General features: G+C 58.0%; 24 protein-coding genes. 10 read left to right on the forward strand and 14 right to left on the reverse strand.

Features of this window, described 5'->3' with window-relative positions:
- Positions 1–608 (reverse strand): transporter substrate-binding domain-containing protein (locus AC1DVE_RS28645; protein ID WP_477784369.1); only part of this gene is annotated, 608 nt, incomplete at its 3' end.
- A 368-nt stretch (positions 609–976) separates the two neighbouring features.
- On the opposite strand from AC1DVE_RS28645, the gene AC1DVE_RS28650 reads away from it, so the two are divergent.
- Positions 977–1,432, forward strand: a complete 456-nt coding sequence (locus AC1DVE_RS28650) for a glycine zipper 2TM domain-containing protein (protein ID WP_223455800.1) — start codon at positions 977–979, stop codon at positions 1,430–1,432.
- A gap of 70 nt (positions 1,433–1,502) precedes the next feature.
- Here the strand turns inward: AC1DVE_RS28650 and AC1DVE_RS28655 are convergent, their stop codons facing one another.
- Entirely contained in the window at positions 1,503–2,417 is a 915-nt protein-coding gene (locus tag AC1DVE_RS28655) for a pirin family protein (protein WP_477784373.1), read from the reverse strand.
- 122 nt (positions 2,418–2,539) lie between these two features.
- Between AC1DVE_RS28655 and AC1DVE_RS28660 the strand changes: the two genes are divergently transcribed.
- From AC1DVE_RS28660 to AC1DVE_RS28670, 3 genes are all read left to right on the forward strand, one after another.
- Positions 2,540–3,451 (forward strand): LysR family transcriptional regulator, encoded by a 912-nt coding sequence (locus AC1DVE_RS28660; protein ID WP_223455801.1) that lies wholly within the window; start codon positions 2,540–2,542, stop codon positions 3,449–3,451.
- Between the two features lie 93 nt (positions 3,452–3,544).
- A complete protein-coding gene (locus AC1DVE_RS28665; protein WP_223455802.1) occupies positions 3,545–4,360 on the forward strand; it encodes an AraC family transcriptional regulator in 816 nt (271 codons plus the stop codon).
- Positions 4,361–4,470: 110 nt separating this feature from the next.
- On the forward strand, positions 4,471–5,547 hold the full coding sequence (locus AC1DVE_RS28670; RefSeq protein WP_477784370.1) for a threonine aldolase family protein: 1,077 nt from the start codon (positions 4,471–4,473) through the stop codon (positions 5,545–5,547).
- 67 nt (positions 5,548–5,614) lie between these two features.
- Here AC1DVE_RS28670 and AC1DVE_RS28675 read toward each other — a convergent pair whose 3' ends face one another.
- The 4 genes from AC1DVE_RS28675 to AC1DVE_RS28690 all read right to left on the reverse strand — a co-directional run bounded on the left by AC1DVE_RS28675 (position 5,615) and on the right by AC1DVE_RS28690 (position 8,208).
- Entirely contained in the window at positions 5,615–5,872 is a 258-nt protein-coding gene (locus AC1DVE_RS28675; RefSeq protein ID WP_223455804.1) for an Atu4866 domain-containing protein, read from the reverse strand.
- A 15-nt stretch (positions 5,873–5,887) separates the two neighbouring features.
- Complete coding sequence (locus tag AC1DVE_RS28680; protein WP_477784371.1) at positions 5,888–6,625, reverse strand: SDR family oxidoreductase; 738 nt, start codon at positions 6,623–6,625, stop codon at positions 5,888–5,890.
- Between the two features lie 142 nt (positions 6,626–6,767).
- Positions 6,768–7,691: an NADP-dependent oxidoreductase gene (locus AC1DVE_RS28685; RefSeq protein WP_223455806.1), complete on the reverse strand. Its 924-nt coding sequence runs from the start codon at positions 7,689–7,691 to the stop codon at positions 6,768–6,770.
- A 76-nt stretch (positions 7,692–7,767) separates the two neighbouring features.
- Positions 7,768–8,208, reverse strand: a complete 441-nt coding sequence (locus AC1DVE_RS28690; RefSeq protein WP_223446919.1) for a DoxX family protein — start codon at positions 8,206–8,208, stop codon at positions 7,768–7,770.
- A gap of 195 nt (positions 8,209–8,403) precedes the next feature.
- Between AC1DVE_RS28690 and AC1DVE_RS28695 the strand changes: the two genes are divergently transcribed.
- From AC1DVE_RS28695 to AC1DVE_RS28705, 3 genes are all read left to right on the forward strand, one after another.
- Entirely contained in the window at positions 8,404–9,321 is a 918-nt protein-coding gene (locus AC1DVE_RS28695; RefSeq protein ID WP_223455807.1) for a LysR family transcriptional regulator, read from the forward strand.
- 52 nt (positions 9,322–9,373) lie between these two features.
- Entirely contained in the window at positions 9,374–9,832 is a 459-nt protein-coding gene (locus AC1DVE_RS28700) for a metallophosphoesterase family protein (RefSeq protein ID WP_223455860.1), read from the forward strand.
- A 303-nt stretch (positions 9,833–10,135) separates the two neighbouring features.
- On the forward strand, positions 10,136–11,458 hold the full coding sequence (locus tag AC1DVE_RS28705) for a DUF1329 domain-containing protein (protein ID WP_223533174.1): 1,323 nt from the start codon (positions 10,136–10,138) through the stop codon (positions 11,456–11,458).
- A 135-nt stretch (positions 11,459–11,593) separates the two neighbouring features.
- Here AC1DVE_RS28705 and AC1DVE_RS28710 read toward each other — a convergent pair whose 3' ends face one another.
- A complete protein-coding gene (locus AC1DVE_RS28710) occupies positions 11,594–11,755 on the reverse strand; it encodes a DUF2986 domain-containing protein (protein ID WP_223455809.1) in 162 nt (53 codons plus the stop codon).
- Positions 11,756–12,643: 888 nt separating this feature from the next.
- Between AC1DVE_RS28710 and AC1DVE_RS28715 the strand changes: the two genes are divergently transcribed.
- Positions 12,644–13,465: a glycosyltransferase gene (locus tag AC1DVE_RS28715; protein ID WP_223455810.1), complete on the forward strand. Its 822-nt coding sequence runs from the start codon at positions 12,644–12,646 to the stop codon at positions 13,463–13,465.
- Positions 13,466–13,537: 72 nt separating this feature from the next.
- Positions 13,538–14,341, forward strand: coding sequence for a 2OG-Fe(II) oxygenase (locus tag AC1DVE_RS28720; protein WP_223455811.1), 804 nt, complete (start codon positions 13,538–13,540; stop codon positions 14,339–14,341).
- A gap of 114 nt (positions 14,342–14,455) precedes the next feature.
- On the opposite strand, the gene AC1DVE_RS28725 is transcribed toward AC1DVE_RS28720, so the two are convergent.
- On the reverse strand, positions 14,456–15,040 hold the full coding sequence (locus AC1DVE_RS28725) for a nucleotidyltransferase family protein (protein WP_223533206.1): 585 nt from the start codon (positions 15,038–15,040) through the stop codon (positions 14,456–14,458).
- Between the two features lie 262 nt (positions 15,041–15,302).
- Between AC1DVE_RS28725 and AC1DVE_RS28730 the strand changes: the two genes are divergently transcribed.
- Positions 15,303–16,640: an MFS transporter gene (locus tag AC1DVE_RS28730; RefSeq protein ID WP_223455812.1), complete on the forward strand. Its 1,338-nt coding sequence runs from the start codon at positions 15,303–15,305 to the stop codon at positions 16,638–16,640.
- A 25-nt stretch (positions 16,641–16,665) separates the two neighbouring features.
- Here AC1DVE_RS28730 and AC1DVE_RS28735 read toward each other — a convergent pair whose 3' ends face one another.
- The 6 genes from AC1DVE_RS28735 to AC1DVE_RS28760 form a co-directional block, all read right to left on the reverse strand.
- The gene (locus tag AC1DVE_RS28735) at positions 16,666–17,361 is read right to left on the reverse strand and encodes a tRNA (adenine(22)-N(1))-methyltransferase (RefSeq protein ID WP_317848725.1); all 696 of its coding nucleotides are present in this window, start codon (positions 17,359–17,361) and stop codon (positions 16,666–16,668) included.
- Positions 17,362–17,640: 279 nt separating this feature from the next.
- Positions 17,641–17,925 carry a hypothetical protein gene (locus tag AC1DVE_RS28740; protein ID WP_223455814.1) on the reverse strand — a complete coding sequence of 95 codons (285 nt, stop codon included), beginning with the start codon at positions 17,923–17,925 and terminating at the stop codon, positions 17,641–17,643.
- A gap of 277 nt (positions 17,926–18,202) precedes the next feature.
- Positions 18,203–19,108, reverse strand: a complete 906-nt coding sequence (locus AC1DVE_RS28745; protein WP_223455815.1) for an amino acid ABC transporter substrate-binding protein — start codon at positions 19,106–19,108, stop codon at positions 18,203–18,205.
- Between the two features lie 48 nt (positions 19,109–19,156).
- Positions 19,157–20,497 (reverse strand): putrescine-ornithine antiporter, encoded by a 1,341-nt coding sequence (potE, locus tag AC1DVE_RS28750; RefSeq protein ID WP_223455816.1) that lies wholly within the window; start codon positions 20,495–20,497, stop codon positions 19,157–19,159.
- Positions 20,498–20,628: 131 nt separating this feature from the next.
- The gene (gene speF, locus AC1DVE_RS28755; protein WP_223536391.1) at positions 20,629–22,812 is read right to left on the reverse strand and encodes an ornithine decarboxylase SpeF; all 2,184 of its coding nucleotides are present in this window, start codon (positions 22,810–22,812) and stop codon (positions 20,629–20,631) included.
- A 198-nt stretch (positions 22,813–23,010) separates the two neighbouring features.
- Positions 23,011–23,883 (reverse strand): DNA/RNA non-specific endonuclease, encoded by an 873-nt coding sequence (locus AC1DVE_RS28760; RefSeq protein WP_223533176.1) that lies wholly within the window; start codon positions 23,881–23,883, stop codon positions 23,011–23,013.
- Between the last annotated feature and the right edge of the window lie 297 nt (positions 23,884–24,180).

Raw genomic sequence — 24,180 nt, forward strand, 5'->3', positions numbered from 1 at the left:
CCCGTGCCCAAGGCCAGATCCCCCGTGCCCAAGGCCAGATCCTGGAAGGCGACCGTTTCGTTGTCGTATGGCGCGACCTGGACGCTTTCGAATGGATAGCTCAACGGCTTGTCCTCGGCGCCCTCGATCACCAGATCCTTGTTCAAATAGGCTTCATAGGTCGACGCACTGATCACACCGACTTTTTTACCTGACAGATCCTTGCCCGTGGCAATGCTCTTGTCTTTGGCATTCACCACGATCACGGCCGGTGACTGGTAATACTCCACCGGGAAGTCGAACACTTCGGTGCGTGCCTTGCTCGGGGTCATCGAGCAGACGCAGATGTCATATCGTCCGTTCCAGTGTCCGGCAGCGATGACATCCCAGGACGGTGTTTGCAGCTTCAGCTTCACCCCTAACCGTTGCGCAACAGCCTTGGCGACATCCACGTCAAACCCGTCCAGCTGGTTCTGTTCATTGAGAAAGGAGAATGGCGGATAGCTTTCCATCAGAACGCCGGTCAGCTCCCCGCTGCTGGTTACGCGATCCAGAGTGGCGCCCGCGAAAGCCGTCGGGCAGGTAGCCAGTAATGCCAAGCCAAAAGGTAAAAGCGCCTTAGTTTTCACAGACAAGTGCTCCAATCGATTCAAAATACTGAATAGATTAAAACGCACTATAAAAATACTTTGCACTTCCTTTATGGAATATAAGACTGCGTTCAAGCTATATTGGATCAAGCAGTTCAGGCGCTTGTGCCACTGACCCTTCGTGGCAAGCAGCACCCTGACCGATCCGTTCGCGGCGTTACTCTTTCTTCAGCGATAGCTAGTGCACGACGTCCAGCCGCAGCGGTGTTCATTCGCGACCCGGCGGACTCACCGCAGGCATCGCGCAACCTGCTGCGCAGCCAAACAACCGAGCGAGTCAGGCATTCTCGTCTAACGTGAATGGATACGTTTGCATGATCCACTTCCTCTGAAAATGGAGTTCGACGATGAAAACAATCGCTTCCTGGCTGACGATTACGCTTTTTGGTCTGGTGCTTGGCGGCTGTGCCGCGGTTGGCGCCGGGAGCGGAGGCGCTGGCGAGATGGAAATTCGCTCGGGGAAAATCGAGCAGATTACCCAGACCCAGATGCAGACGAATCACGATAGCGGTGTCGGCGCCATAATGGGGGGTATTGGCGGTCTGGCCCTGGGAAGCCTGATCGGCCAGGGTACAGGCCGGGATGTGGCGATGGTCGCCGGTGCACTGGCTGGTGCGGCAGGCGGCAACTACGTCGAAAAGAAAAAATATGATAAGCCCGTGGACGCACAGCAGATCATCGTTCGCACCCACAGCGGCGTACTGGTTCAGGTGACCCAGCCGATCAACCCGGGGCTGAAAAAAGGCATGAACGTTTATGTCGAGGGTGCCGGAAACGAAGCGCGGGTGGTGCCACAAAGTTAGGGGGCGGCGACTGCGAAGTGGCACAGGCGCGCCATCCTGACTCGAATGGCGCGCCACCATGGTTCATGGGTTATTTGAATACCGGTACGCTGACTGACCCGTTGGGCTTTTTCAGGTACTCACGCAAGCGAACGCCAATCTCGGCAATTTTCGTCTCTCCCGCACGCAAGGCTTGCGGGTTGGTGTGCACCGAGTAGTTTCCCAGCGCCAGATCGTAGGGATGAGGTTCTGCTGAACCAATCACGAAGACGGCGTCTTTGTTCAGCGCTTTGAGCGTCACTGCGCCATTACCGGGTTCGAATATGGCCATCTCTCCTGCGTTGACCAAGCTTGGTGCAGACAACACGCCGCGGCTGACACTCAACCACAATGACTCGTGCCCATTGGGTGGAACATAGGTCCAGGATTCCCCGGCTCGTAGCGTGACCAGCAGGTAATTCATGCCAGCGGGAGCACGCACCGGGCTCTGGACACCCTGGTACGAGCCGAGAATCACCCGCGCCGGCCCCACTTCAGGCATCACGCTTGACTCCAGGTACTGGCTGTCGACACTGGCGTTTTCCAGCGCCGGTGGTAGTGCAACCCACAGTTGAAAACCCTGAATCCGCTTCGATGTACCGACCGACATTTCCTTGCCGTGCCAGACTCCGCCTCCCGCCCGCATCCATTCAACACCGCCGTAGTCAATCATCCCGGTACTCGAACCAGCATCCTCGAAGCGCAAATTGCCTTCGGTAATGACCGTAACGGTGGCGATGCCCGAGTGCGGGTGCATGGGCATGCCGTTGATGAATGAGCTCTCGCCTTCAAACAGATCTAGGAAAACGAACGGCTTGATCAGGTGGCCAAGATCGCCAGGACTCATCAACCGGACAATCGCGCCATGCCCGCTGCCTGTGGTGCGATAGCTGATTGCGCGGTGAGTTCCGGTTTCGCGTGCAGAGTCGGGGTCCATCGCGATGTGAGGTGGTTGCAGAAGGTTCATCATGATCACTCGAAGTGGGAAGCCTCGCGGCCCGATACCTCAAACAATAGAGCGGGACCGATTGCTTGATTAGACGATACAATTGGATTGCACTCGTCCACCCACGCGAGGAATGACCGGCCATGCTCGACCTCAATGACATCGCCATGTTCGTGCAGGTAGTACGCTGCGGCAGCTTTGCGCAGGCGGCACGACGGCTGGGCATGCCGCCCAATACCGTAAGTCGCCGCATCCAGCAGCTCGAGGTGCATCTCGGCACACGGCTGCTGCAACGTTCCACCCGCAAGCTCACGCTCACCAGTGCAGGCCAGGACTTCCATGAGCGCTGCGCAGGTGCAGTCGACGGCTTGCTTGAAGCCGGACAGGCATTGGTGACGGGCAGCAACGAGCCCAGCGGCCTGGTGCGTGTGGCGGCACCAGCGGATTTCTTCGATTTCTTCCAGATGGCGTGGGTGAGCGAATTTCTCGCCGCGCATCCCCGCGTGCGGCTCGACTTTGTACTCAGCGATGCGAAGGCAGACTTGATTGCAGAGCAGATCGACGTCGCTTTTCGCGGCGGGTCCTTGCACGATTCCGGTTTTGTCGGCCGTCAGATCCTTGACCCGCGCAGCGTCGGAATGGTCGCAAGCCCCGCCTACATTGCCGCGCACGGCTCACCCCGCACGTTGCAGGACCTGGTAAACCACGATTGTGTGATCTCCGCGCAACCCGGCGGCCACGCCACATGGCGCTTGGTCGGTCCGAAGGGTGAGGAGGAAGTACAAGTTGCCGGGCGCTTCAGTGGCAATACCGCACAGGCACTGCGCAGGGCCGCCGTGGCCGGCCTCGGCATCGCACTGCTGCCACCCGTGATGGCCTGGCTCGACGTTCAGGCCGGAGCGCTCGTCCCGGTATTGCCGCAATACCAGCCCAAAGGCTACGGCCTGAACGTGCTGTATCCGAGCCGCCGGCAGCTGCCACTCGCGGTATCGGCGTTCATCGGTTTGGTGATCCAGAAAATGAATGCGGTAGACGCACCGCCGGTGTATCAGTAATCGCGCCCATTGCTGTCAGCCCATAGATCTATGCCTCCTGTGAACCTAAACTTTGAGTGCCTCGCCCTCCTCGCCGATTGTTGAACGGGTCCCATGACTGAGCATGCCAAGTACCATCACGTGTCCGAAGTACCAGGCCTGGTGCTGGGGTCCGCACGCTTTGTAGACTCCGGTTTCGATCGCCATTACCACCTCGATTTCCACGTTGGTTTGGTCACCGAAGGCATCCAGCGTCATCGATCCAAAGGCGAGTCGTTTCTTTTAGGTCCGGGAAGGATTGCCCTGATGCCGCCGGGTGAAATCCACGATGGTGTGCCCGAGGGCGGCGACGCTTATACGCTCAAGACATTCCGTCTGTCCCAGGCACTGGTCGCGAGCCTGACCGAGGAGATCAGCGGTCAACCGAGAGAGCTTGAGTTGACCGGTGTGATGCTGGAGGACGCGGGGCTTGCCAGCAACCTGCGCGGGTTGCACGACACGATGCAGCAGGCCGTTGGGCCAGGCAGCCTGGCGGTGCAGACGCAATGGATCACCCTGCTTGAACACCTGTTGAGCCAGTCACGGGCGACCAGGCCCGAAACGATTACCGGCACGCTATCGCCCCTGCAATGGTCTCGCCTCAGGGACTATTGTTTCAGCCACATCGATGAGCGAATCACCCTCGATGATCTCGCCGGACTCTGTGGGCTGGGGCGCTTCCCGTTTCTCAAGCAGTTCAAGCGGACCGTCGGCATGACGCCACACGCGTGGCTGCTTCGCCTGCGCCTCGAACGGGCCTGTGACCTGCTGTCTCGCAGCGGGCAACCGATCATCGATGTCGCCCACGCCGTCGGCTTTTACGATCAAAGCCATTTCAACCGCGCCTTTCGACAGGCATTCGGCGTCGCGCCCTCGCGCTACAGGACTTAGGCCGTCGGCCATCAAGCGACCGTCAATTTTTTACAAGCGCGGCAACCCTCACCCTCCATAGGATGCGCCAATCCAGGCGAAACACCTTCGCCTGCGCAGCCGAGAACTGGATGATGAACGGTGAAACAAACAGACCGCCCGCGCTGGGTTTTTCAAGTGACAACATCGCCGGCGCATCGCCGGAGGTGGCACAAGCCATCGTCAAACACAGCGCGGGCCAGGCGAGTCCCTATGGCACCGACGAGCTGACGGCGCAGGTCAAACGCAAGTTCTGCGAGATCTTCGAGCGCGACGTGGAAGTCTTTCTCGTGCCCACCGGCACCGCCGCCAACGGCTTGAGCCTGAGCACGATGACGCCACCCTGGGGCAACATCTATTGCCATCCGGCCAGTCATATCAACAACGATGAATGTGGCGCGCCGGAGTTCTTTTCCAACGGTGCGAAGCTGATGACCGTCGACGGCCCGGCAGCCAAGCTGGATATCGTCCGACTGCGCGAGCGGACTCGCGAGAAAGTCGGCGACGTGCATACGACCCAACCCGCCTGCGTCAGCATCACCCAGGCCACTGAAGTCGGCAGCATCTACACCCTGGATGAAATCGCAGCCATTGGTGAGGTCTGCAAGTCCTCTTCCCTTGGATTGCATATGGATGGGTCGCGCTTTGCCAACGCCCTGGTGTCGCTTGGCTGCTCCCCGGCCGAGATGACATGGAAGGCCGGTGTGGATGCCCTGTCCTTTGGTGCCACCAAGAATGGCGCGCTGGCAGCGGAAGCGATCGTCCTGTTCAACACCTCCCTCGCCACCGAGATGAGTTACCGCCGCAAGCGTGCAGGTCATCTCTTTTCCAAGATGCGTTTCCTGTCGGCGCAGATCGATGCGTACCTGACCGACGATCTCTGGCTGCGCAACGCACGCAAGGCCAACGCTGCCGCCCAGCGCCTGGCGCAGGGGCTTGAAGGCTTGAGCGGCGTTGACGTGCTCGGCGGCACCGAGGCGAATATCCTGTTCTGTCGGCTGGACTCGGCAATAATCGAAGCGCTGCTAAAGGCCGGCTTCGGGTTCTACCATGATCGCTGGGGACCGAATGTCGTTCGCTTCGTCACCTCGTTCGCCACCACTGCCGAGGATGTCGATCACTTGTTGAGCCAGGTGAGGCGAGCTGTTGATCGGGTACAAGAACGATAGTCAATGGCGGGTGGCGGCTGTGCTCGCACTGGTTCCAATGAGCAGCCGCCACTACAACGCTCGGCTTCTACATCTCGCGAAAAAGAATCATGCCTGCGTGATAGAGAATCCCGTCCCGAAACTCCCCATCAGCCGTGAAGCCGGTGTCATCCACGTACTCGATGTGGTCACCTTCCAGCCAATACTGCCCCTGGTAGGCACTCGCCTTCCGGCCCCGGGCTTCATCGTATCGACCACCCGGTAAAAGCTCATGGCGAATGAGCCCGTCAGCCGTGACCCACATACCGACGTACTTGTCTTGTTCAGCAGATTTTTTAACCGTCATGTTCAAACCCTCGATTCAGAACGGACTGGCGGTTGGTCGGACAATCAGCTCACTGACATCCACATCGGCAGGCTGCTCGATGGCGTAAGCGATAGCGCGAGCGACGGCCATTGCTGGGATGGCGATCTTGCGGAACTCGCGCATCTCGGCACGCCCGCCTTCATCGGAAATGCTCTCGGCCAACTCGGACTCGGTCACGCCGGGCGAAATCACCGTGACACGAATGTCCCCGCCGACCTCCTGACGCAATCCTTCCGAGATGGCGCGCACTGCAAACTTGGTCGCGCAGTAGACCGATGCCGTGGGGCTGACGGTGTAGGCGCCAATCGATGCGATATTGATGAACTGGCCTGATTGCTGTTTTTGCATCAGCGGTAAATCGGCCGCGATACCATGCAAGACACCGCGAATATTGACGTCGATCATCTGATCCCATTCGGCGACTTTCAGCGCCTCGAGTTTCGACAGCGGCATCACCCCGGCGTTGTTGACCATCACATCGACCCGGCCATGCAGGTCCAGGGCAAAGTCGACAAACCCTTGAACATCGGCTCGCCGGGTGACATCCAACGCCTGGAAGTGGGCACTTCCACCGCTGGCGTTGATCTCGGCGCAGAGTATTTCGAGGCGCTCCGTACGACGTGCGCCGAGCACGACATGGGCACCGCTGCTGGCTAAAAGACGCGCGGTCGCTTCGCCTATACCGCTGCTCGCGCCGGTGATCAGAACGACTTTTTTCGAGATGTTCGACATGACCTTAATCCCTCACTTGAGTGCCTGGTGACGCGAGAACGGTGTCTCGCTGCCAGTCCAAAGTAGGGATAACGCCGGTCGACCAGTTAGTCAGATCCTTCTGACAACTTGCCTGATCCTGTCGGGGATGACTGACGACAACTTACTTCGTTGGATCGAGGACAAGCCTGCCCCGTAAGTGACGGCCCATGCTTTTCTCGATTGCGACTTTCGCCTCACTCAAGGGGTATGCCTCAACGTCGACCGTGAGGTGTCCCTTGTCGAACAGTTCGGCGATGAGCGAAAGCTGCCGACCATCCGAGCGGGTGGCAAAGTTGGCGAGCGTCACGCCGTAGTCGTTGGCCAGCGACATGTTTGGAGCACTCACCGGCGATACCAGCACACCGTTTCTTTTCAGTACCGCAAACGAACGGGTTTGTGTTTCGCCACCCACCAGATCCAGTACCACATCGAGGCCGGACACCAGTTCCTCGAAAGCCTGGGTGGTGTAGTCGATGGTGTAGTCCGCTCCGATTTCCTTCAGGTAGGCATGATGGTGTGCAGAGGCCGTTGCGTAGACTTCAGCCCCCAGGTACTTGGCAATCTGCACGGCCATGCTGCCCACGCCACCGGCCGCGGCATGGATCAACACCTTCTGGCGACGTTGCACGCCAGCGTGCTCGGTCAGCGCCTGCCAGGCCGTCAGGGCCGTTGCGGGGACAGCACCGGCCTGCAAGGCACTGAGGGATTTTGGTTTGAGCGCCAGCTTGGAAACCTGGGCAACCGCTTTGGTCGCATAGCCACCGACGATGTTGATGAAGCCGAACACTTCATCACCGATGTTGAACTCAGTGACACCCTCCCCCAGCGCGACGACGATGCCGGCCACTTCAACGCCCGGGGTAAAAGGCAGCGGTAACGGGATGAATGCCTTCATGGCGCCGGACAGGATTTTCCAGTCAATCGGATTCACCCCGGCTGCGGCGACATCGATCAGCACTTCACCAACACCCGCGACTGGGTCTGCAATGTCTTCCAGATGCAAAACTTCAGGACTGCCGTATTCGTACACGCGTAGGGCTTTCATGGAGGTCTCGACTATTGAAAAAAGAGGGAGAAAATATTGCGCTGCGAGGGAGCTGGCCCTGCGCAGCGCGGGGGTATCAACGACGACGGGCGTCGAGGCTGAAGCGACCGGCACCGAAAGCGACGACCTGCAACAGGCCACCGGCCATCGCGATGTTCTTGAAGAAGTGGATGAACTGGTTCTGATCGCCCAGTGCGTTATGGAACGCCAGTGCGGTGAACACACTGAACACGGCCAGTACGGCGGCGACGGTGCGGGTGCGGTAACCGGCGATCAACGCCAGGCCACCACCGATCTCTACAATGATCGCCACTGCCAGTGCCAATTGAGGAAGCGGAAGCCCGACCGAGCTGATGTAGCCGACCATCATTGCCGGAGCGGCCAGTTTCGAAAAACCGGAAAGGATGAAGATGGCGCTGAGCAGTACACGGCCGATCAACGAGGCCGAGGCTTGGGTGACATCGGAACGGCTCTGTTCAGAGGTGGTTGTTTGAGCGATGTTTGCAGAAGTCGTCATGGGGTATTTCCTTCAATTGGGTGCGATTCGACAGGAACCGCCCTGGTGAGGAAATGTTGCTCTTCGTCAGCTAACCTGAATAGCTGACTAATTTAGATCATTAGATTCGATAAATTAGAAAAGCAAACCCACATCACCGGTAAAGGAGTTCAATCGTGCAATTTGCCAAGCGACGTCTGATTCAAGGAAACAGGCATGATCTCTGACCCCGGAACACCGACACTGGACCAACTGCGGGTGTTCCTGACGGTCGTGGAAGTCGGCAGTTTTGCGGCGGCCGCCAGAAAACTTCATCGCGCCACTTCGGTCGTCAGCTACTCGATCGCCAACCTTGAAATGCAGCTCGGTGTGTCGCTGTTCGACCGCCAGACGACCCGCAAACCCCAACTCACCGATGCCGGCCGCACGGTGTTGGCCGAAGCCAGGACCATCGCCAACGGTGTTCATGGATTACGCGCCAAGGTCAAAGGCCTGCTTCAGGGGCTCGAAGCCGAAGTTCACGTGGTGCTCGATGTCATGCTGCCCCCCGAACGCGTGGTGGATGCACTGAAATCCTTTCGCGAAGAGTTCCCTACGGTTGCCCTGCACTTGCATATGGAAGCCCTCGGCGCGGTCACTGAACTGGTGGTCAACCGCGGCGCAATCATCGGTGTCAGCGGCCCCATGAACGAGGGCATCGACGGTATCGAAAGAATGGGTGTCGGCAGTGTCGAGTTGATTCCGGTGGCGGCCCCGAATCATCCTCTGGCATCAAGCGACTCGAATGTTCCGGGCGCCGGGCGAGAGTTCACGCAACTGGTGCTGTCCGATCGATCGGTCCTGACCAAGGACAAGGATTTCGCCGTGCTCAGTAACCGCACCTGGCGTCTGGCGGACCTGGGCGCCAAGCACATGCTGCTGCGTGAAGGCATCGGTTGGGGGAACATGCCAGCCCCGATGGTCCAGGAAGACCTGGAGAGCGGCCGACTCGTGCAACTGAACATTCCGGAATACAAGAGCGGCATTTACGCCTTCGACGTCATTTACCGCACGGACTTGCCACCGGGGCCGGCTGCGAGGTGGTTGATTGACCGCTTCGTTCAACAAAGCTCAGCACAGGAGACATCCGCTTGAACGCGTTACTTGCCGATTTTCTGGAACATGAATGCCGCTCGAGCCGCCCGCGATGAAAGTCGGCGTCATCTCCGACACCCACGGTTTGCTCCGCCCCGAAGCGATTGCCGTCCTGCAAGGCTGTGATCGCATCCTTCACGCGGGCGACATCGGTTGCGCGCAGATCCTCGACCAATTGGCCGCAATCGCGCCGGTGGATGCAGTGCGTGGCAACAATGACCTGGACGTACCTTGGGCGCGCGAGTTACCCGATTGTCTGCGCCTGGAGCTCAACGGCTGGAGAGTTCTGCTGGTGCATGACATCGCTGATGTGGCGAGCAATCTTGATAGCCGTATCAACCTGGTGATCACCGGCCATTCGCACAAACCGTGCATTGAATGGCGCGCAGAACGGCTGTTCCTGAATCCGGGCAGCGCCGGACGCCGACGCTTCAAGCTGCCTGTCACGCTGGCATTGCTTGATCTGCATGCCCGGTCAATCGAACCACGGCTGGTGTCACTGCTCGACTGATTCGCCTGCCATGTACCGCCCTCCCCCAAGCTCACCCGCTTGCGCATGCCTCCTGCGTCTACCCGGCCGCAGTGGCATCTCGTGAGACTCGTTTTCGAGCCACACCGCCATGAACGAACCCGCCCTCGGCGGGCGCTGGTTCTGTCATCAATAGCCAAGGATCTGTCGTCAAATGAAAAGCGCCCCCGATGGGGGAGCTTTTAAATGGTAGTTCTGAAAAAGTCTCTGGCGATTGAACCGACGGTTGCGACTGTTGCGCCTGAGTCACGAGTTGCCTGGTACGCCAGGCAGGAGAATAACAATATGAAATTCGTGAAAAGTTTTCTGGCTGCTGTCCCCCTCATGGCACTGGCCATCGATGCACAAGCCTATGTATCGAGTCAGGAAGCCGCCCGGCTGGGCACCAGCCTGACGTGGGTGGGTGCCGAAAAGGCCGGTAATGCCGATGGCTCCATTCCGCCCTACAGCGGTGGCCTGACCACTGCCCCCTCCAGCTTCAAGACTGGCGACAGCATGCGTCCGGACCCCTTTGCCCACGAAAAACCGCTGCTGGTGATCAACGGCAAGAACGTCGATTCGTACAAAGGCATGCTGACCGCCACCACCGTGGCATTGGCCAGGCGCTACCCCGGCTTTCGCATCGACGTGTATCCGACCCACCGCACGGCATCGCTCCCGCAGGCGGTGCTGGACAACAGCCGCAGGAATGCCACTGCCGCCCGGTCCCTCAATGGCGGGATCGCCATCGACAATGTGATGCCCGGGGTGCCGTTCCCGATTCCGCAATCCGGCGCCGAAGCGATGTGGAACTTCCTGCTGCGTTACCAGGGCGTCAACATCCATTCCAAGTACGACTCCTGGAGCGTCGACACGGCGGGCGTACCGAGCCTGGCGGTCACCGGCGAGGCATTTGTCTCCTTCCCGATTTACGAGAACATGTCGAAGCCGATCAACAGCTCCGACATTTACTATCAGTTGAAACTGTCCTATACCGGACCAGCGCGCCGAGCCGGCGAGTCGATCATGCTCAAGAACGCCACTAACCCGGCGCAGTTCCCTGGCCGCGCCTGGCAGTACATGCCTGCCCAACGCCGCGTCAAACAGATTTCGATCCTGGCCTACGACACACCCAACCCCGGTACTGCCCGTGCACTCGAGTTGTACGACTGGACGCTGGTGGGCAAGCAGGAAATGATCGTGCCCTACAACACTTACAAACTGACCTACGCCCGCGACGCCAAATCGCTGACCACCCCCAATTTCATTGCGCCGGACTTCGTACGCTGGGAAAAGCACCGGGTCTACGTCGTGGAGGGCAACCTCAAGCCCGGAGCAACGCACATCTACCAGAAGCGCCGCTTTTACCTGGATGAAGACACCTGGGCCGCGGTGGCCTCCGATCAGTACGACACCAGTGGCCAGCTGTACCGTGGCTCCTTCGCGTTCTTCAGCCAGAGCTATGACCAGCAGGTCCCGGACGCCACGCCTTTCATGACGTACGACCTGTCGCGAGGCACCTACAATATCAATGGCGTGGTGGGCCCTCATGGCGGCATCCGCTACATCGAGCCGCTATCGACGGCGCAGTGGGTACCAGAGTCCATGGCGGGTACCGGCATTCGATAGGCCGCGGGTTCGATTCAGCGCCGCCAAGCGGCTTCGATTTGAATGTAGTGTCAGGCCGCGTCTTCGCGGTACGTACCATCGGAATGTATAGCCCAATCAAATTTGTAGATTCCGGTGGTGCCGAAGCTGAATAACTCAGCCTTCAGAGGAAGTGATTGAGTCGTCACTTGATTCAGCAGCCAGCTTCAATCGGTCCGCTTTACTGATGTATTTTGACTTGCTTTTCGGTGCCAGTTTGGCACTAGCCTTCTTGGCGTTAGCCTTTAGTATCTGATTTAACTTTTTACGACGATTCATGTTTTTCTACTCGGCCTTTAAATTCTTCAATGATATCAGCTTGGAGCATTGAACCAGATTCCCATGGTGCGCATTCACTGCATAACATTGGAAACAGGCGTTGATCGCCCCTGGCACTGGCTTGGTCTCAGGCTCCCGCTGGGTAGCATCCGAACGCACGCCCCCACATGTGGGGAATCTCACTTTTTCGGGGGTGGATTCAGTGTCGGTTTTCGTCTGAAGGAGGCAGCTTGCAGCGCTGGAGGCCCGGGACTGGTAGCCAGGCTTCTTTTACTCAAATGGCTTGATTATTGCTAATTCCACTCCATGAGTTTCTCGGTACCCAATTTACCAGGCACCCCTGTAAAAACACGGGGTTTTGGGAGGTTAGTGCCATGTGGCATCACCCTTTGATGTTTTTGGTTTTCTACCTGTTTTTCACCCTCGGCATCGGCTGGTTGTGGTCCTTTGCTGTCCTGTATTTGCTTTGATCCAATGGAGAAAGTGTCCCTGCAACCCATCACAAAACCAGACGACAACCTTACTCGCCCCCGTTTCAGCTTTCTGGCCCAGCCACGCCCCCATACACGCTCAACCGGCCCATGTACGCGGCGTGCAATGCCTTACGCAAGCTCGGTTCACACCGTACCAAGACGCTCGCCTGACCCGCCTGCGGATGTAACGAATCAGGCCACGGATGTTTACCTATAGAGCAGATCCTTATACGATGAAGTCCGCTTCTACTGCTCTCCGTCAGGTCTGAGTCAGACATGGTTATTATGCATGACAAAGCGACTAAACAAATTGTGCTCAATCATTACCCAAGATTTTGCGCGAAAAACAAGCAAAAGTTGCATGCAGATTAAATTATTTCCACAATTAAGTATTACAATATTGAGCACATGAACAATGAACAACCCTGATTTACTGGCCGAAAGCTCCAAAGCCTTCAGCATAGTTATAGTAAATTACAAAACACCAGAAATCACCAAGATATGCTTGGACTTATTGCACCAGCATTTTGGCAGCAACAGCGTCCCGGTATGGGTAGTTGACAACTATTCCGCCGATGAAAGCACTGAGTATTTGCGAACGCTTGACTGGATCAATCTAATCGAGCGCTCTGTTTCTGAGCCAGAAGCAGGCCATATCGCGCATGGCAAAGCACTTGACCTGGTTCTGCAGCGAATTGATACCGATTATTTATTCCTGATGCACACTGATACATTTATTTTCGATAAAAATGTTTTTCCGATGATGCTGAATAAATGCTTGAAAAACCCAAAAGTCGTGGCCGTCGGTTGTGTTGAGCAAATAAACCGTGGTGCCACGAGAACGCTTTGGCGCTTTAGCTCACGACTGTTCAAACACCATTTCAGACGCCTGAAAATCTCCATGGGATTGCGTTCCAGAGAACCAAAACCGTACAAGGAAGTGTACTTGAAAAGCTTCTGTACATTGTGGAACTGCAAACTTGTCAAACAGCACAACATGCATTTTTCGATGGATGATCGCGTGCCCGGCTATACTCTCCAAGACCGCATGACCGAGCTTGGCTATGCCGTTGAAATGTTATCACCGCGTAAAATCTTCAGCTATCTGGATCACATTCAGGCCGGCACTGTCGCAGCGGCTGGCGGCTATGATAAAACTCATAGACGAACCAAAATGTACAACAACATCCTTAAGCGGCTGAACAAGGATGACAGAAAAAAACCAAGCGACGAATAGACACAACGAGCAGTGCGTTCAACGCTGTTTTAAGTCACCCATAAGTCTTTATATCAAGTCATTGGAGCGGTAATGGCACCCATCACTCAAGCACTACCTATCACCCTGTCACCGGAGCTTGATTTCGACCAAAATGCCGCCAGCGCCTTTGGTGCCTCGTTGACCGGTAGCTATGTTCAGGCTACGCCATTTCCGCACATAGTCATCGACAACTTCTTGCACGAAGACCTGATTGCGAGCATCTGCTCGCACTTCCCGGTCGAGCCAACCAACAACGAAATGCACTACGAGCGTGGCTATAAGGGTCAACGAAAACGTCAAATCAGCCCCAACGAATGCGACCCCTATTTGAAGACTGTTTTCAACGCCTTTAACTCGGCCCCCATGTTGCAGTTTCTTGAAAAGCTCACGGGTATCGAAGGTTTGATACCCGACCCCTACTATACCGGTGGCGGCTTGCATGAAACCAAAAGCGGTGGTTTCCTCGGGGTACACTCGGACTTCAGGCTCAACAAAAAACTTAATGTTGAGCGCAGACTGAATATCATCATTTATCTGAATGAAGACTGGCAAGAGGAATACGGCGGCAACCTGGAACTTTGGGATGTCGGCATGAAGACCTGCCTTAAAAAAGTCCTGCCCATTTATAATCGCTGTGTCATTTTCAACACAGACAAAGACAGCAATCATGGGCACCCAGAGCCTTTGACGACTCCGGAGCACATCACCCGCAGGTCTATCGCGCTTTATTACTACACCGCAGGAACCATGGCGATCGATCCGGCACAAAGAAACAAAACCCACTACAAACCGAGACCCAAAGATCGTTTTAGCCTGAAGTACTACATGAATAAACTGATCAAGAAGAAAAACTGAACGGTATCGCCAGACGATCAAGTTCGTGCTTTTTAAAGCGTTAGCTTGCAAATCCGGATATGCCCCCACGCCCGGTTACAGCCATGTCATGGTTTTTTGATCTCTTCACTCTTCTCAGAGTCGTGGCACTACCGGCAGTGGGGGCTCTACGATCCTGAGCCAGGGCCAGCGAGCCTGATAACTTTTGGCCTTCTGATCGAACAGGTCTGGCCTGGGATTCTTTGGATTGATTCGAAGTAGCCCGTGCTCTGTGTCGGCCAGGCCGTTGGGCGCATAGACCTCGCCAGTTGCAACATCCAATCCAATGCAGGTACCGGCAATCAGGTAGCGATCAACCCCGTCCTTAGCCGACTGAAGCTGAGGATAGTCCCCGCCAAACCGCTGGCTGTACCACAGGTGAACGCGAGCCTGATTCTTGATCTCAATGTTCACGTCGAGATCCCTGAACAGACGCTCACCTGATTGGATGACCTCATTCTCTGCTTCCCAGGACAGATCCTCATCGAAGTAAAAGACGTCGTAGTCCTTCACTCCCCACTCTGGCGGGAGCTGTGACTGGTGATTCCACACGGCCTGGAACAAGCAACCGGCCGTGAGCAGGCATTGGTTCAAACCGAGCTCAGGTAAGCGGGTGGAAATTTCTGTGTTTACTGGATTGGCCATTGCGATCCTGACCAGGCTTTCGACTGTCAATGTCATCTTCATCCCTTTAAATCGATCTGATCCCGGCGATCGACAATACCGTCAGCGTTTTACAAATTCGAGAAAAACACCGCCCTTTTTTCACCCTCGGTCAATAGCGCCCTTGGCAACCCGCGACTATCGGCCAATCTGGCGCGAATCATGCCTGATTCAACGATATGAAGTCGGTACTGACTATGTGGGTGACACTTTTGAAGTGAGCCGCCGCTGTGCCTGCCCCGATAATCGATAGCATACTCACGAACTGCCGAGGTCAAGCATGACAAGCGCAACGACAGAACAAGTCAGCCCAGCAACGCTGAGAAAAGTGATTGTGGCCGCCGGCATCGGCAATTTCGTCGAGTGGTTCGACTTCGCCGTCTACGGCTTTTTGGCCACGACCATCGCCCAGCAATTTTTCCCCAGCGGCGATGCCAGTGCCGCGCTGCTCAAGACCTTTGCGGTATTCGCCGTGGCCTTTGCGTTTCGACCCCTTGGAGGGATTTTCTTCGGCATGCTGGGGGACAGGATCGGCCGCAAGCGAACCCTTGCGATGACGATTCTGCTGATGGCCGGAGCGACGACCTTGATCGGTCTGCTGCCCACTTATGCGGCAATCGGGGTCATGGCGCCGATTCTTCTGTCCCTGATCCGTTGCGCCCAAGGCTTTTCCGCCGGCGGAGAATACGCTGGTGCCTGTGCCTACCTGATGGAGCATGCACCGCGTGATAAACGCGCCTGGTACGGCAGCTTCATTCCGGTGTCGACATTTTCCGCCTTCGCCGCGGCAGCCGTGGTGGCCTACGCACTCGAGGCGTCATTATCGGCTGAAGCTATGGGTAGCTGGGGTTGGCGCCTGCCCTTTCTGATTGCCGCACCGCTGGGCCTGGTGGGTCTTTACCTGCGCTGGAAGCTCGATGAGACACCGGCATTCCAGGCGGTGACCGAGGAACACGCAGTCGCCCATTCCCCACTCAAGGAAACCTTGCGCAACCATGGTGCGGCGATCTGTTGCCTGGGTGCTTTTGTGTCACTCACGGCACTCTCGTTTTATATGTTCACCACCTATTTCGCGACCTACTTGCAAGTCGCCGGTGGCCTGAGTCGCGCAACAGCGTTGCTGGTGTCACTGATTGCATTGCTGTTCGCTGCAGCGATCTGCCCGCTGGCCGGGCTGTATTCGGACCGGGTCGGGCGTCGCATTACGGTGATGACGGCTTGCGCGCTGTTGATTGTGGTGGTGTATCCATCGTTCCTGATGGCCAGCTCCGGCTCGTTCGCCGCGTCCATCATCGGCGTCATGCTCCTGGCGATTGGCGCGGTGTTGTGTGGCGTGGTAACGGCGGCCCTGCTCTCGGAAACCTTCCCTACCCGTACTCGATACACCGCCTCGGCTATCACCTACAACATGGCGTATACCCTTTTCGGCGGCACCGCACCGCTGGTGGCGACGTGGCTGATCAGCACGACCGGCAGCAACTTGTCGCCGGCGTTCTATCTGATCGCGATTGCATTGCTCGCGCTGGCGGGCGGACTGGCATTGCCGGAAACTTCAAGGATTTCCCTGCATGACGTTGCGTCGGGGGAAAAAGGCGTAGCAGTCAGCGCTGCTACCTGAAACACCAAACGAGCCGGGACGGTGCTCAAGCCAGCAGTTCGCTGATCCACCGGGCCTGGCGCGCGATGTCCTGTACTGTCTCCTCGGGCACGGCTTGCTGCGCCCGGGCCAAGTGGGCCAGGGTCTTCTGCTTCTGGCGCAGCTTGCGCTGCCACTTGACCAGGAACGCCGGGCTGCGGGCCTGCATCTGCAACGGGCCGAAGTACAGCTGCTCGGCGGTGTACTCCACCGGCCCGACGCGCTCGGCGACGATGACTTCGTAGTCGAAGCGGTTTTCCCGCAGCACTTCCTCGCAGAGGATGCGGTAGCCATTTTCCATCAGCCATTGACGCAGTGGCTGCTCGCCGCCGTTGGGCTGCAGGATCAGGCGTTCCTGACCGCTCAGGCATGCCTTGCCGCTGTCGAGGATGTCGCGGATCGTTTCGCCGCCCATCCCGCAGATGCTGATCGCCGTGATCCCGTCTCCCGGCTCGATCGCCGCCAGGCCGTTGGCCAGGCGCACGGTGATCTGCTGGTCCAGGCCGTTTTCGCGCACGGTGCGTTCGGCCGAGTGGAACGGCGTCAAGGCCACCTCGCCGGCCACCGCCGCCGCGATGGCGCCACGGTGCATCAACGCCACCGGCAGGTAGCCGTGATCCGAACCGATATCGGCCAAGCGCGCACCGGCTGGCACATGCGCCGCCACGCGCTCCAGGCGCATGGACAAAGTCTGCTCGTTCAACTGCGGCCCCTTTTCACCACGAACGTCCGACACCTTCGGCCAGACAGGGGCGCGATTCTGTCGAGCATCGCCATGCATTTCAAATTTATTTGACTGGCCTTCAAGCCCCTGCACAATTGCCGGCTTTTTTCGCGACAGGACGTCACTCATGCAACGGATTGTAATTCCGGGCAATGCAGGTAGTGGCAAATCCAACTAGCGCAGCGATCGCAGCGGATGCCGGGATTTGTGAAGGCAACTATGCCCGGCGCACCGTTGATCACAGCGCAATCCCGACATTCAATCTCTGCGTTTATCAAGGCACTGACGACGCAGGACAAGGTTATTGATTTCCATGCAACTGACCGAGTAATCATCAGCATTATTTTTGGCCTTATCCTTGGCCTTGCCGCAATTGCCGTTGTCATTGCAATTGCCTTTCCCTTTTTGATCATTGTTGTTTTTTACGCAGTTTCTGACATCACTTGCACTGCCCGCATCATCGCAATTTGAACCGGCAAACGACATTGATGGCAAAGCCAGGGAGAATAGCAGTGTGCACACAGCGGCCGCGATGATTCGCATAACAAAGCTCCTGAGTAGTTTGCTACTTGACTGCAAGTACTGCCTTGAACAAGCACTGGGTAACTGTAGCAGGTCCCCTTGAGGAGGCTCGTCGACCTGATTGATAAATGCTGTGGACTAAGTTTTCTGCTGTTATTCAGTGACAGAAGTCTCAGGAGTCCTGCTGACGGTCCCCGGCTACTTCGCCATGATCTTCGCGGATTGATGCTGGCCCGAGCCGATCAAATCACCCGTGGCGAGGGAGCTTGCTCCCTCGCCACGGGTTTGCACGATGCCACTAAGGCAACGCATACACCCTGAACAGTTTTTTCACGGTAGCGTTGGTTCCGCCCAGGTACTGGTCGTAGGCCTTTTCTATGAACCCCGAGTGATAGGCTTCACTCAGGGCCATATCGACCAGCAAGCGGAAGTCTTCGTCGTTGCGCTCCACGATCATCGCCACCGGCGAGTACTCGAAGATGCGGTCCAGGAGCATCAGGTTCTTTGCCGCGCCCTCCTTGGTGACTTCGTTGCGCAGCAGCATGCGTTCGGAGAAGAAGGCATCGGCCTTGCCCTCGGCGACCAGCTTGATGCCCTCGTCGTTGTTGTCCACGGTCACCAGCGAAGCGATCACGTTGAGCAGGCGCATCTGTTCGCGAATCCAGTCTTCGGTCACGCCCCCCTCCAGGGTCGCGTAGGTTTGGTTGGCCAGACCGTTGTTGATGCTGGCACGCCAGGTCGGGCCGGTATTGGCGACCTTGCCATTGAGCACATTGAGCAGCGGTTCGCGAGCATCGCTGCGCACAACGACCGAGAGGCCGGCGGTGTAGATCGGTATGGAGTAACTGATCATCTTGCGCCGCTCCAGGGTGGGCGGTGTCGGCGTGCAGAGGATATCGACTTTACCCTGGCTCACGGCGTTGACCTCGTCCGAAATCTTGACGGGCTGGTAGCGCACTTGCAGGTCGGGCAGACCCAGCTCGCTCTTGAGCTTGTCGGCGACTTTCAGGCACAGGTCGATGGCGTAACCGCTGGCCTTGTCGCCTTCCTGCTTGCTGAAAGGGGCCAGGTCAGGCAAGTAGCCCAAGGTCAAGGTGTGGCTGCTGCGCACGCGTTCAACGGTGTTGGCGCCAGCCACTAGCGGCAGCGTCGAGAGTGCGAAGGCAAGCAGCAGTCTGGTGGTTGTGGCAAATGGTACGTTCATGTCCGGTTTCCCCGTATGCAGATGTCTGTGCAGTCCTGTTGGCCACGCCTAAGGGTTTGCGGCCCTGGCCTGGTTGGCCGCTGGCGCGTCGGTGAAGCGCTTGGCGAGGAATCCATAGAGCAGGTAGCCGAAAGCGAGCACCAGGGTGCCGCCCATCACTGCGTCCTTGCCGCAGGCATACAGGGCGTACAAGGAGTACGTGACTGCAATCAGCAAGACCACCACGTTACGCGTGTGAATCGCTGACGAGACCCCGGCCTTGTGCATGATCACCAGCAGGCCCGTCAGCGCAGTGATATAGGGGATGAGGTTGGTGACTGCCGCCAGGCTGACCAGCTTGCTGAACTGCGCGGCGGCATCGGGCGAGATGGTCGACAGGGCCATGAGGGTCTGCAGCACGCCGCAGACAATCATGCCGATGACGGGCGCATTCATGGAGTTGACCTTGCTGAACAGCTTGAGGAACAGGTTCTGGTCAGCCGTCATCTTGGCCGTTTGCGCCAGGGTAAATTGCCAGCCCAACAGCGAGCCGACGCAGGCCATGACCGCCAGGGCCATGACGATATTGCCGACCATCGGGCTGAATATCGTGGCGTAGACCAGCGCGAAGGGTGCGGAGGATTTGGCCAGCTCAGCGTTGGGAATGATGCCCTGGATCACGGTGGTCGACAGCACATAGACCACGGCGGCACCCAGGGTACCGAACAGGCAGGCCAACGGCACATTGCGCTTGGGGTTTTCCACGGCATCGGTGGCCTGGGCCGCCGACTCCATGCCCAGGAAGGCCCACAGGGTCAGGGGTATGGCTTTGCCAATGGCTTCGGAGATCGCCACGCTGTGCGGATTCCAGGCGGCGGCCAGCACATCAGGCTTGAACCAGAACCAGCCGATGATGCTCAGGCCCGCGACCGGAATGATCACGCCCCACACCGTGAACGCACCGATCTTGCCGGTGATGCTAGGGCCACCGAAGTTGGCAAAGGTAGTCAGCCAGATCAGCCCGATCGTGCCGACGCACAGTGGAATCGCACCCGTACCCAGCCAGGGCACGAAGGCGGTCATGTAGCCCACCGCCGAAATGGCCACGGCCACGTTGGCGATGGCCAGTGACAGGAAGTACAGGTACGAGCAGAGGAAAAAACCCGACTTTGAGTGGGCTTCTTCGGTGTAGGCGGACAAGCCGCCGGAGCGTGAGCAGAAGACGCCACACTGGGCAAAGCAGTAGGCGATGGCCATCGAACCAATCGCCGTGAAAATCCACGACAACAAAGAGACGGCACCCAATTGAGCCATGTTGGTGGGCAACATGATGATACCCGAGCCCATCATGTTGACCGTTACCAGCGTCGTGAGCCCCATCAGGCCCATTTTCTTGCTTGAATCAGCCATCGCAAACTCCTTGCCTTTTGCAGAGTTTTGAACCTGGGTCTGGCGACGTACAGCACGCGGCCGGACAGGGGCTAACGCTTACTGTTTGACCACATGAACTTTGTAGGTTGGCGCTTGTGAGCACTACAGCATCAGGCCTTGATCACGTACCCATACGCCCGGGTACGACCGCCTTCCTGCTTCAGGTACACGCCCTGCAACTCCGGTGTGAAACCGGGCAAGCGGTTGATGCCTTCTTCCAGGGCCAGGAAGTACTTGAGCACCGCGCCGCCCCAGATTTCACCCGGTACCACGCAGAGCACCCCCGGTGGATAGGGCAACGCGCCTTCGGCGGCAATACGCCCGTCGGCATCCGCCAGCGCCACCAGTTCGACGTTGCCGCGGATGTACTCGATTTGCGCTTGCTGCGGGTTCATGGCCTTTTTCGGGAAGTGTTCCTTGCGGAACATGTCCTTCTGCAACTGCTGCACATTGTGATGGCGATACAGGTCGTGCATTTCCTGGCAGAGCTGGCGAATGGTGTAGTTGCGATAGCGCTCCTGATGCTGCGCGTAGATGGCCGGCAGCACCCGGCTCATCGGCGCGTCATCGCTGATGAAGCGTTCGAAACGGGCGATTTGCGCGGCCAGGTGGGTCATCTTCGCCCAGTCTTCGGCTGGGGTGAGCAGGAACAGGATCGAGTTGAGGTCGCACTTTTCCGGGACGATGCCGTTCTCGCGCAGGAAGTTGGCCAGGATGCCGGCGTGAATGCCGAAGTCGGTGTAGCTGCCGTCCACCGGGTCGATGCCCGGCGTGGTGAACAGCAACTTGCACGGGTCGATGAAGTACTGCTTCTCGGCGTAGCCGGCAAAGGCGTGCCAGCGGTCCTTGGGATGGAACTCGAAGAAACGGATGTCATTGGCGATTTCTTCCGTCGGATAGTCTTCCCACGCGCGCCCTTCAATGCTGTGCGGCACGAACGGGCGGACCATGGTGCAGGCTTCGAGGATCAACTTGCGCGCTTCGATGCCGAACTTCACGCAGTCTTCCCACAGGCGCAGGCCGCTGCGGCCTGAGTGAATGCGCGCGTTCACATCCAGCGAGGCGAACAACGGGTAGAACGGGCTGGTGGACGCCTGGGCCATGAACGCGTTGTTGAGCCGGTGATGGTTGCAATAGCGCGCCTGGCCTTTGATGTGGCGGTCCTTCTTGTGCACCTGGGAGGCCTGGGAAAAACCGGCCTGCTGTTTGTGCACCGACTGGGTGACGAAGATGCCCGGGTCGTTCTCGTTGAGGTCGAGCAACAGCGGCGAGCAGTCTTTCATCATCGGAATGAACTGCTCGTAGCCGACCCACGCCGAGTCGAACAGGATGTAGTCACACAGTTTGCCGATGCGGTCGACCACTTGCCGGGCGTTGTAGATGGTGCCGTCATAAGTGCCCAGTTGAATGATCGCCAGGCGGAACGGCCGCGGCAGTTGCGCCTTGTCCGGGGCGACCTCGGCAATCAGTTCGCGCAGGTAGTCCTCTTCGAAACAGTGGGCGTCGATGCCGCCGATGAAGCCGTAAGGGTTGCGCGCGGTTTCGAGGTACACCGGCGTGGCACCGGCCTGCAGCAACGCGCCCTGGTGATTGGATTTGTGATTGTTGCGGTCGAACAACACCAGGTCGCCGGGGGTCAACAGGGCGTTGGTCACCACCTTGTTCGACGCCGAGGTGCCGTTGAGCACGAAGTAGGTCTTGTCGGCGTTGAACACTTGCGCGGCGTGTTTCTGCGCCAACAATGCCGGGCCTTCGTGGATCAGCAGGTCGCCGAGCTTGACGTCGGCGTTGCACATGTCGGCGCGAAACAGCGTCTCGCCGAAGAAGTCGAAAAACTGCCGACCGGCCGGATGTTTGCGAAAGAACTGGCCGCCCTGGTGGCCGGGGCAGGCAAAGGTCGCGTTGGCCGCTTCGGTGTAGTGTTTGAGCGAGTCGAAGAACGGTGGCAGCAGGCTTTCTTCGTAGGCCTTGGCCGCTGTCTCCAGTTGGTTGCCGTGGTATTCGGCATTATTGCTGGATAAGTCGAAGACGCCATTGACCTGCAAGATGACATCCTGCAGTTGCTTGTAGATCGCCAGGGAGCGATTGCTGCGGCCCTGAGAGGCCACCAGGAAGATCGGGATGTCGAAGCCGGTGCGCTTGATGGCATCCAGCACCCCGGCGGCCAAGTCATCAACGCAGAGCACGGCGACAGCGACATCGGTAAAGTCCGTCTGGTCGAATCGGACGATTTCACGGGTATTACGAAAACAATCCCGGACCGCATCGCTGGCAGCGATTTTCAAAGCGTTCATATCCAGAATCTCTCGGTCTGCTTGACGTTGAAGTTCCGGGACGAGCGCCTTCAGGGGCATCATCTCCCGGGGTCCGGAGCGATTGCCCTATTGGGTATAGTCCATTTTTACAATCTGTTACCCCTTGCCGAAATTTTATCGGTGAATGAAACACCCCATCGGTTACCTCCAACCTCTGGGGTGCTGCTCATCCAGCCATCAGGTGCGCCCGGCGGAACCTGTCACGGGCAGGTTCCCGAGCAGCTTGAGCCCGGTACTCTTCACGAACGTCTCATAGTCCATCGGCTTCTCGATTCGGGTTTCTGCGTTAGGCAGCACATAGGCCCAGGCACGTTTGGACGATGCGTCGTACACCAGCTTGAACAGGCGGGTCGGGACCCAGACCTGGTTATCGCCGATGGTCGAGTGACCCGGGTCAAAGAGCGGGCCGGTAAAGACAAACACGTTGCCATCGGCGCGCTTGGCAAACTTGCGGACATCAGACTCGACCTTGCTCCAGATCTTCCGGTTGTTGGTCGGGTCTTGCGGCACCATGTTCGACAGCGCAAAGGATTGGGCCATTGCCTTGGGGCTCGGGGCATCGGCTGCCGGGGATTGATGGCCACGGTCCACGGCCGGGTGCTGGCTGCGGTAGTCGCTCAACTCGGCGCGCCCACTCTTGGGAATGCGTGGGTCCGGGTAGAACTGGTTGGTGCGCTCCTCCCCTTTGGCATCCTGCAACTGGGCCGCATTCAGGCGTTCGACCACCACCAGCGGGGTCTTGCTGGTTTGCGAGTACAGCACCGCAAAGTTGTCGGAACACAGCGCCAGGGGTTTCATCGATGCGGGCACTGTGGCCGTGTTGATCGGTTTCGCAGCCGGGAACAGGTCGGCGCAGCCGTCAAATGATGCCTGTTTCTGTTTGCTTGAATAGAGGTCCAGGGCCGCATTCTGGCTGATCGAGCCCGAGCGGGACGCTTGTTCATGTTGCGCGGTGGGTGGCTTGAGGAGGTCCAGCAGACTGCGGGCTTGCGCCCCGGTCGAGAGCAAAACAAGGGCCGACAGCCCAACTGCAATTTTGCGTAGGTACATGGGTTAAATCTTCGAATGGGATTGAGGGATGAACGTACGGCGAGGCCCGATTCACTGAACCGGGTGGGGGGCGTTGCTTGTTATGTGGCGGCGATCATGCTTTCGCTGTCCTTGATCAAGTTACCGATCCGGGGCCGGTCGGTTCGACCGCTGAGGGTCGTGCGGGGTGTATGGACCACGACAAGATCGGTTAGTGCAATGCCGTACTCAGCAGCCATATTATTGTGACGCTGTGGTGGATGACTTATCCAGCACCGCTCGATACCCTTTCGCACCCTGGTGCCTGACGGCCGTTCA

The sequence above is a fragment of the Pseudomonas sp. P4_B4 genome (assembly GCF_056402255.1).

Coding starts and splice junctions, on each gene's coding strand:
- potE (WP_223455816.1), bottom strand. CDS start 20,497: ATGGCTGATTCAAGCAAGAAAATGGGCCTGATGGGGCTCACGACGCTG.
- AC1DVE_RS28665 (WP_223455802.1), top strand. CDS start 3,545: ATGACTGAGCATGCCAAGTACCATCACGTGTCCGAAGTACCAGGCCTG.
- AC1DVE_RS28760 (WP_223533176.1), bottom strand. CDS start 23,883: ATGTACCTACGCAAAATTGCAGTTGGGCTGTCGGCCCTTGTTTTGCTC.
- AC1DVE_RS28745 (WP_223455815.1), bottom strand. CDS start 19,108: ATGAACGTACCATTTGCCACAACCACCAGACTGCTGCTTGCCTTCGCA.
- AC1DVE_RS28680 (WP_477784371.1), bottom strand. CDS start 6,625: ATGTCGAACATCTCGAAAAAAGTCGTTCTGATCACCGGCGCGAGCAGC.
- AC1DVE_RS28695 (WP_223455807.1), top strand. CDS start 8,404: ATGATCTCTGACCCCGGAACACCGACACTGGACCAACTGCGGGTGTTC.
- AC1DVE_RS28730 (WP_223455812.1), top strand. CDS start 15,303: ATGACAAGCGCAACGACAGAACAAGTCAGCCCAGCAACGCTGAGAAAA.
- AC1DVE_RS28655 (WP_477784373.1), bottom strand. CDS start 2,417: ATGAACCTTCTGCAACCACCTCACATCGCGATGGACCCCGACTCTGCA.
- AC1DVE_RS28685 (WP_223455806.1), bottom strand. CDS start 7,691: ATGAAAGCCCTACGCGTGTACGAATACGGCAGTCCTGAAGTTTTGCAT.
- AC1DVE_RS28720 (WP_223455811.1), top strand. CDS start 13,538: ATGGCACCCATCACTCAAGCACTACCTATCACCCTGTCACCGGAGCTT.
- AC1DVE_RS28650 (WP_223455800.1), top strand. CDS start 977: ATGAAAACAATCGCTTCCTGGCTGACGATTACGCTTTTTGGTCTGGTG.
- AC1DVE_RS28710 (WP_223455809.1), bottom strand. CDS start 11,755: ATGAATCGTCGTAAAAAGTTAAATCAGATACTAAAGGCTAACGCCAAG.
- AC1DVE_RS28740 (WP_223455814.1), bottom strand. CDS start 17,925: ATGCGAATCATCGCGGCCGCTGTGTGCACACTGCTATTCTCCCTGGCT.
- AC1DVE_RS28690 (WP_223446919.1), bottom strand. CDS start 8,208: ATGACGACTTCTGCAAACATCGCTCAAACAACCACCTCTGAACAGAGC.
- AC1DVE_RS28675 (WP_223455804.1), bottom strand. CDS start 5,872: ATGACGGTTAAAAAATCTGCTGAACAAGACAAGTACGTCGGTATGTGG.
- AC1DVE_RS28725 (WP_223533206.1), bottom strand. CDS start 15,040: ATGACATTGACAGTCGAAAGCCTGGTCAGGATCGCAATGGCCAATCCA.
- AC1DVE_RS28660 (WP_223455801.1), top strand. CDS start 2,540: ATGCTCGACCTCAATGACATCGCCATGTTCGTGCAGGTAGTACGCTGC.
- AC1DVE_RS28715 (WP_223455810.1), top strand. CDS start 12,644: ATGAACAACCCTGATTTACTGGCCGAAAGCTCCAAAGCCTTCAGCATA.
- speF (WP_223536391.1), bottom strand. CDS start 22,812: ATGAACGCTTTGAAAATCGCTGCCAGCGATGCGGTCCGGGATTGTTTT.
- AC1DVE_RS28705 (WP_223533174.1), top strand. CDS start 10,136: ATGAAATTCGTGAAAAGTTTTCTGGCTGCTGTCCCCCTCATGGCACTG.
- AC1DVE_RS28700 (WP_223455860.1), top strand. CDS start 9,374: ATGAAAGTCGGCGTCATCTCCGACACCCACGGTTTGCTCCGCCCCGAA.
- AC1DVE_RS28670 (WP_477784370.1), top strand. CDS start 4,471: ATGATGAACGGTGAAACAAACAGACCGCCCGCGCTGGGTTTTTCAAGT.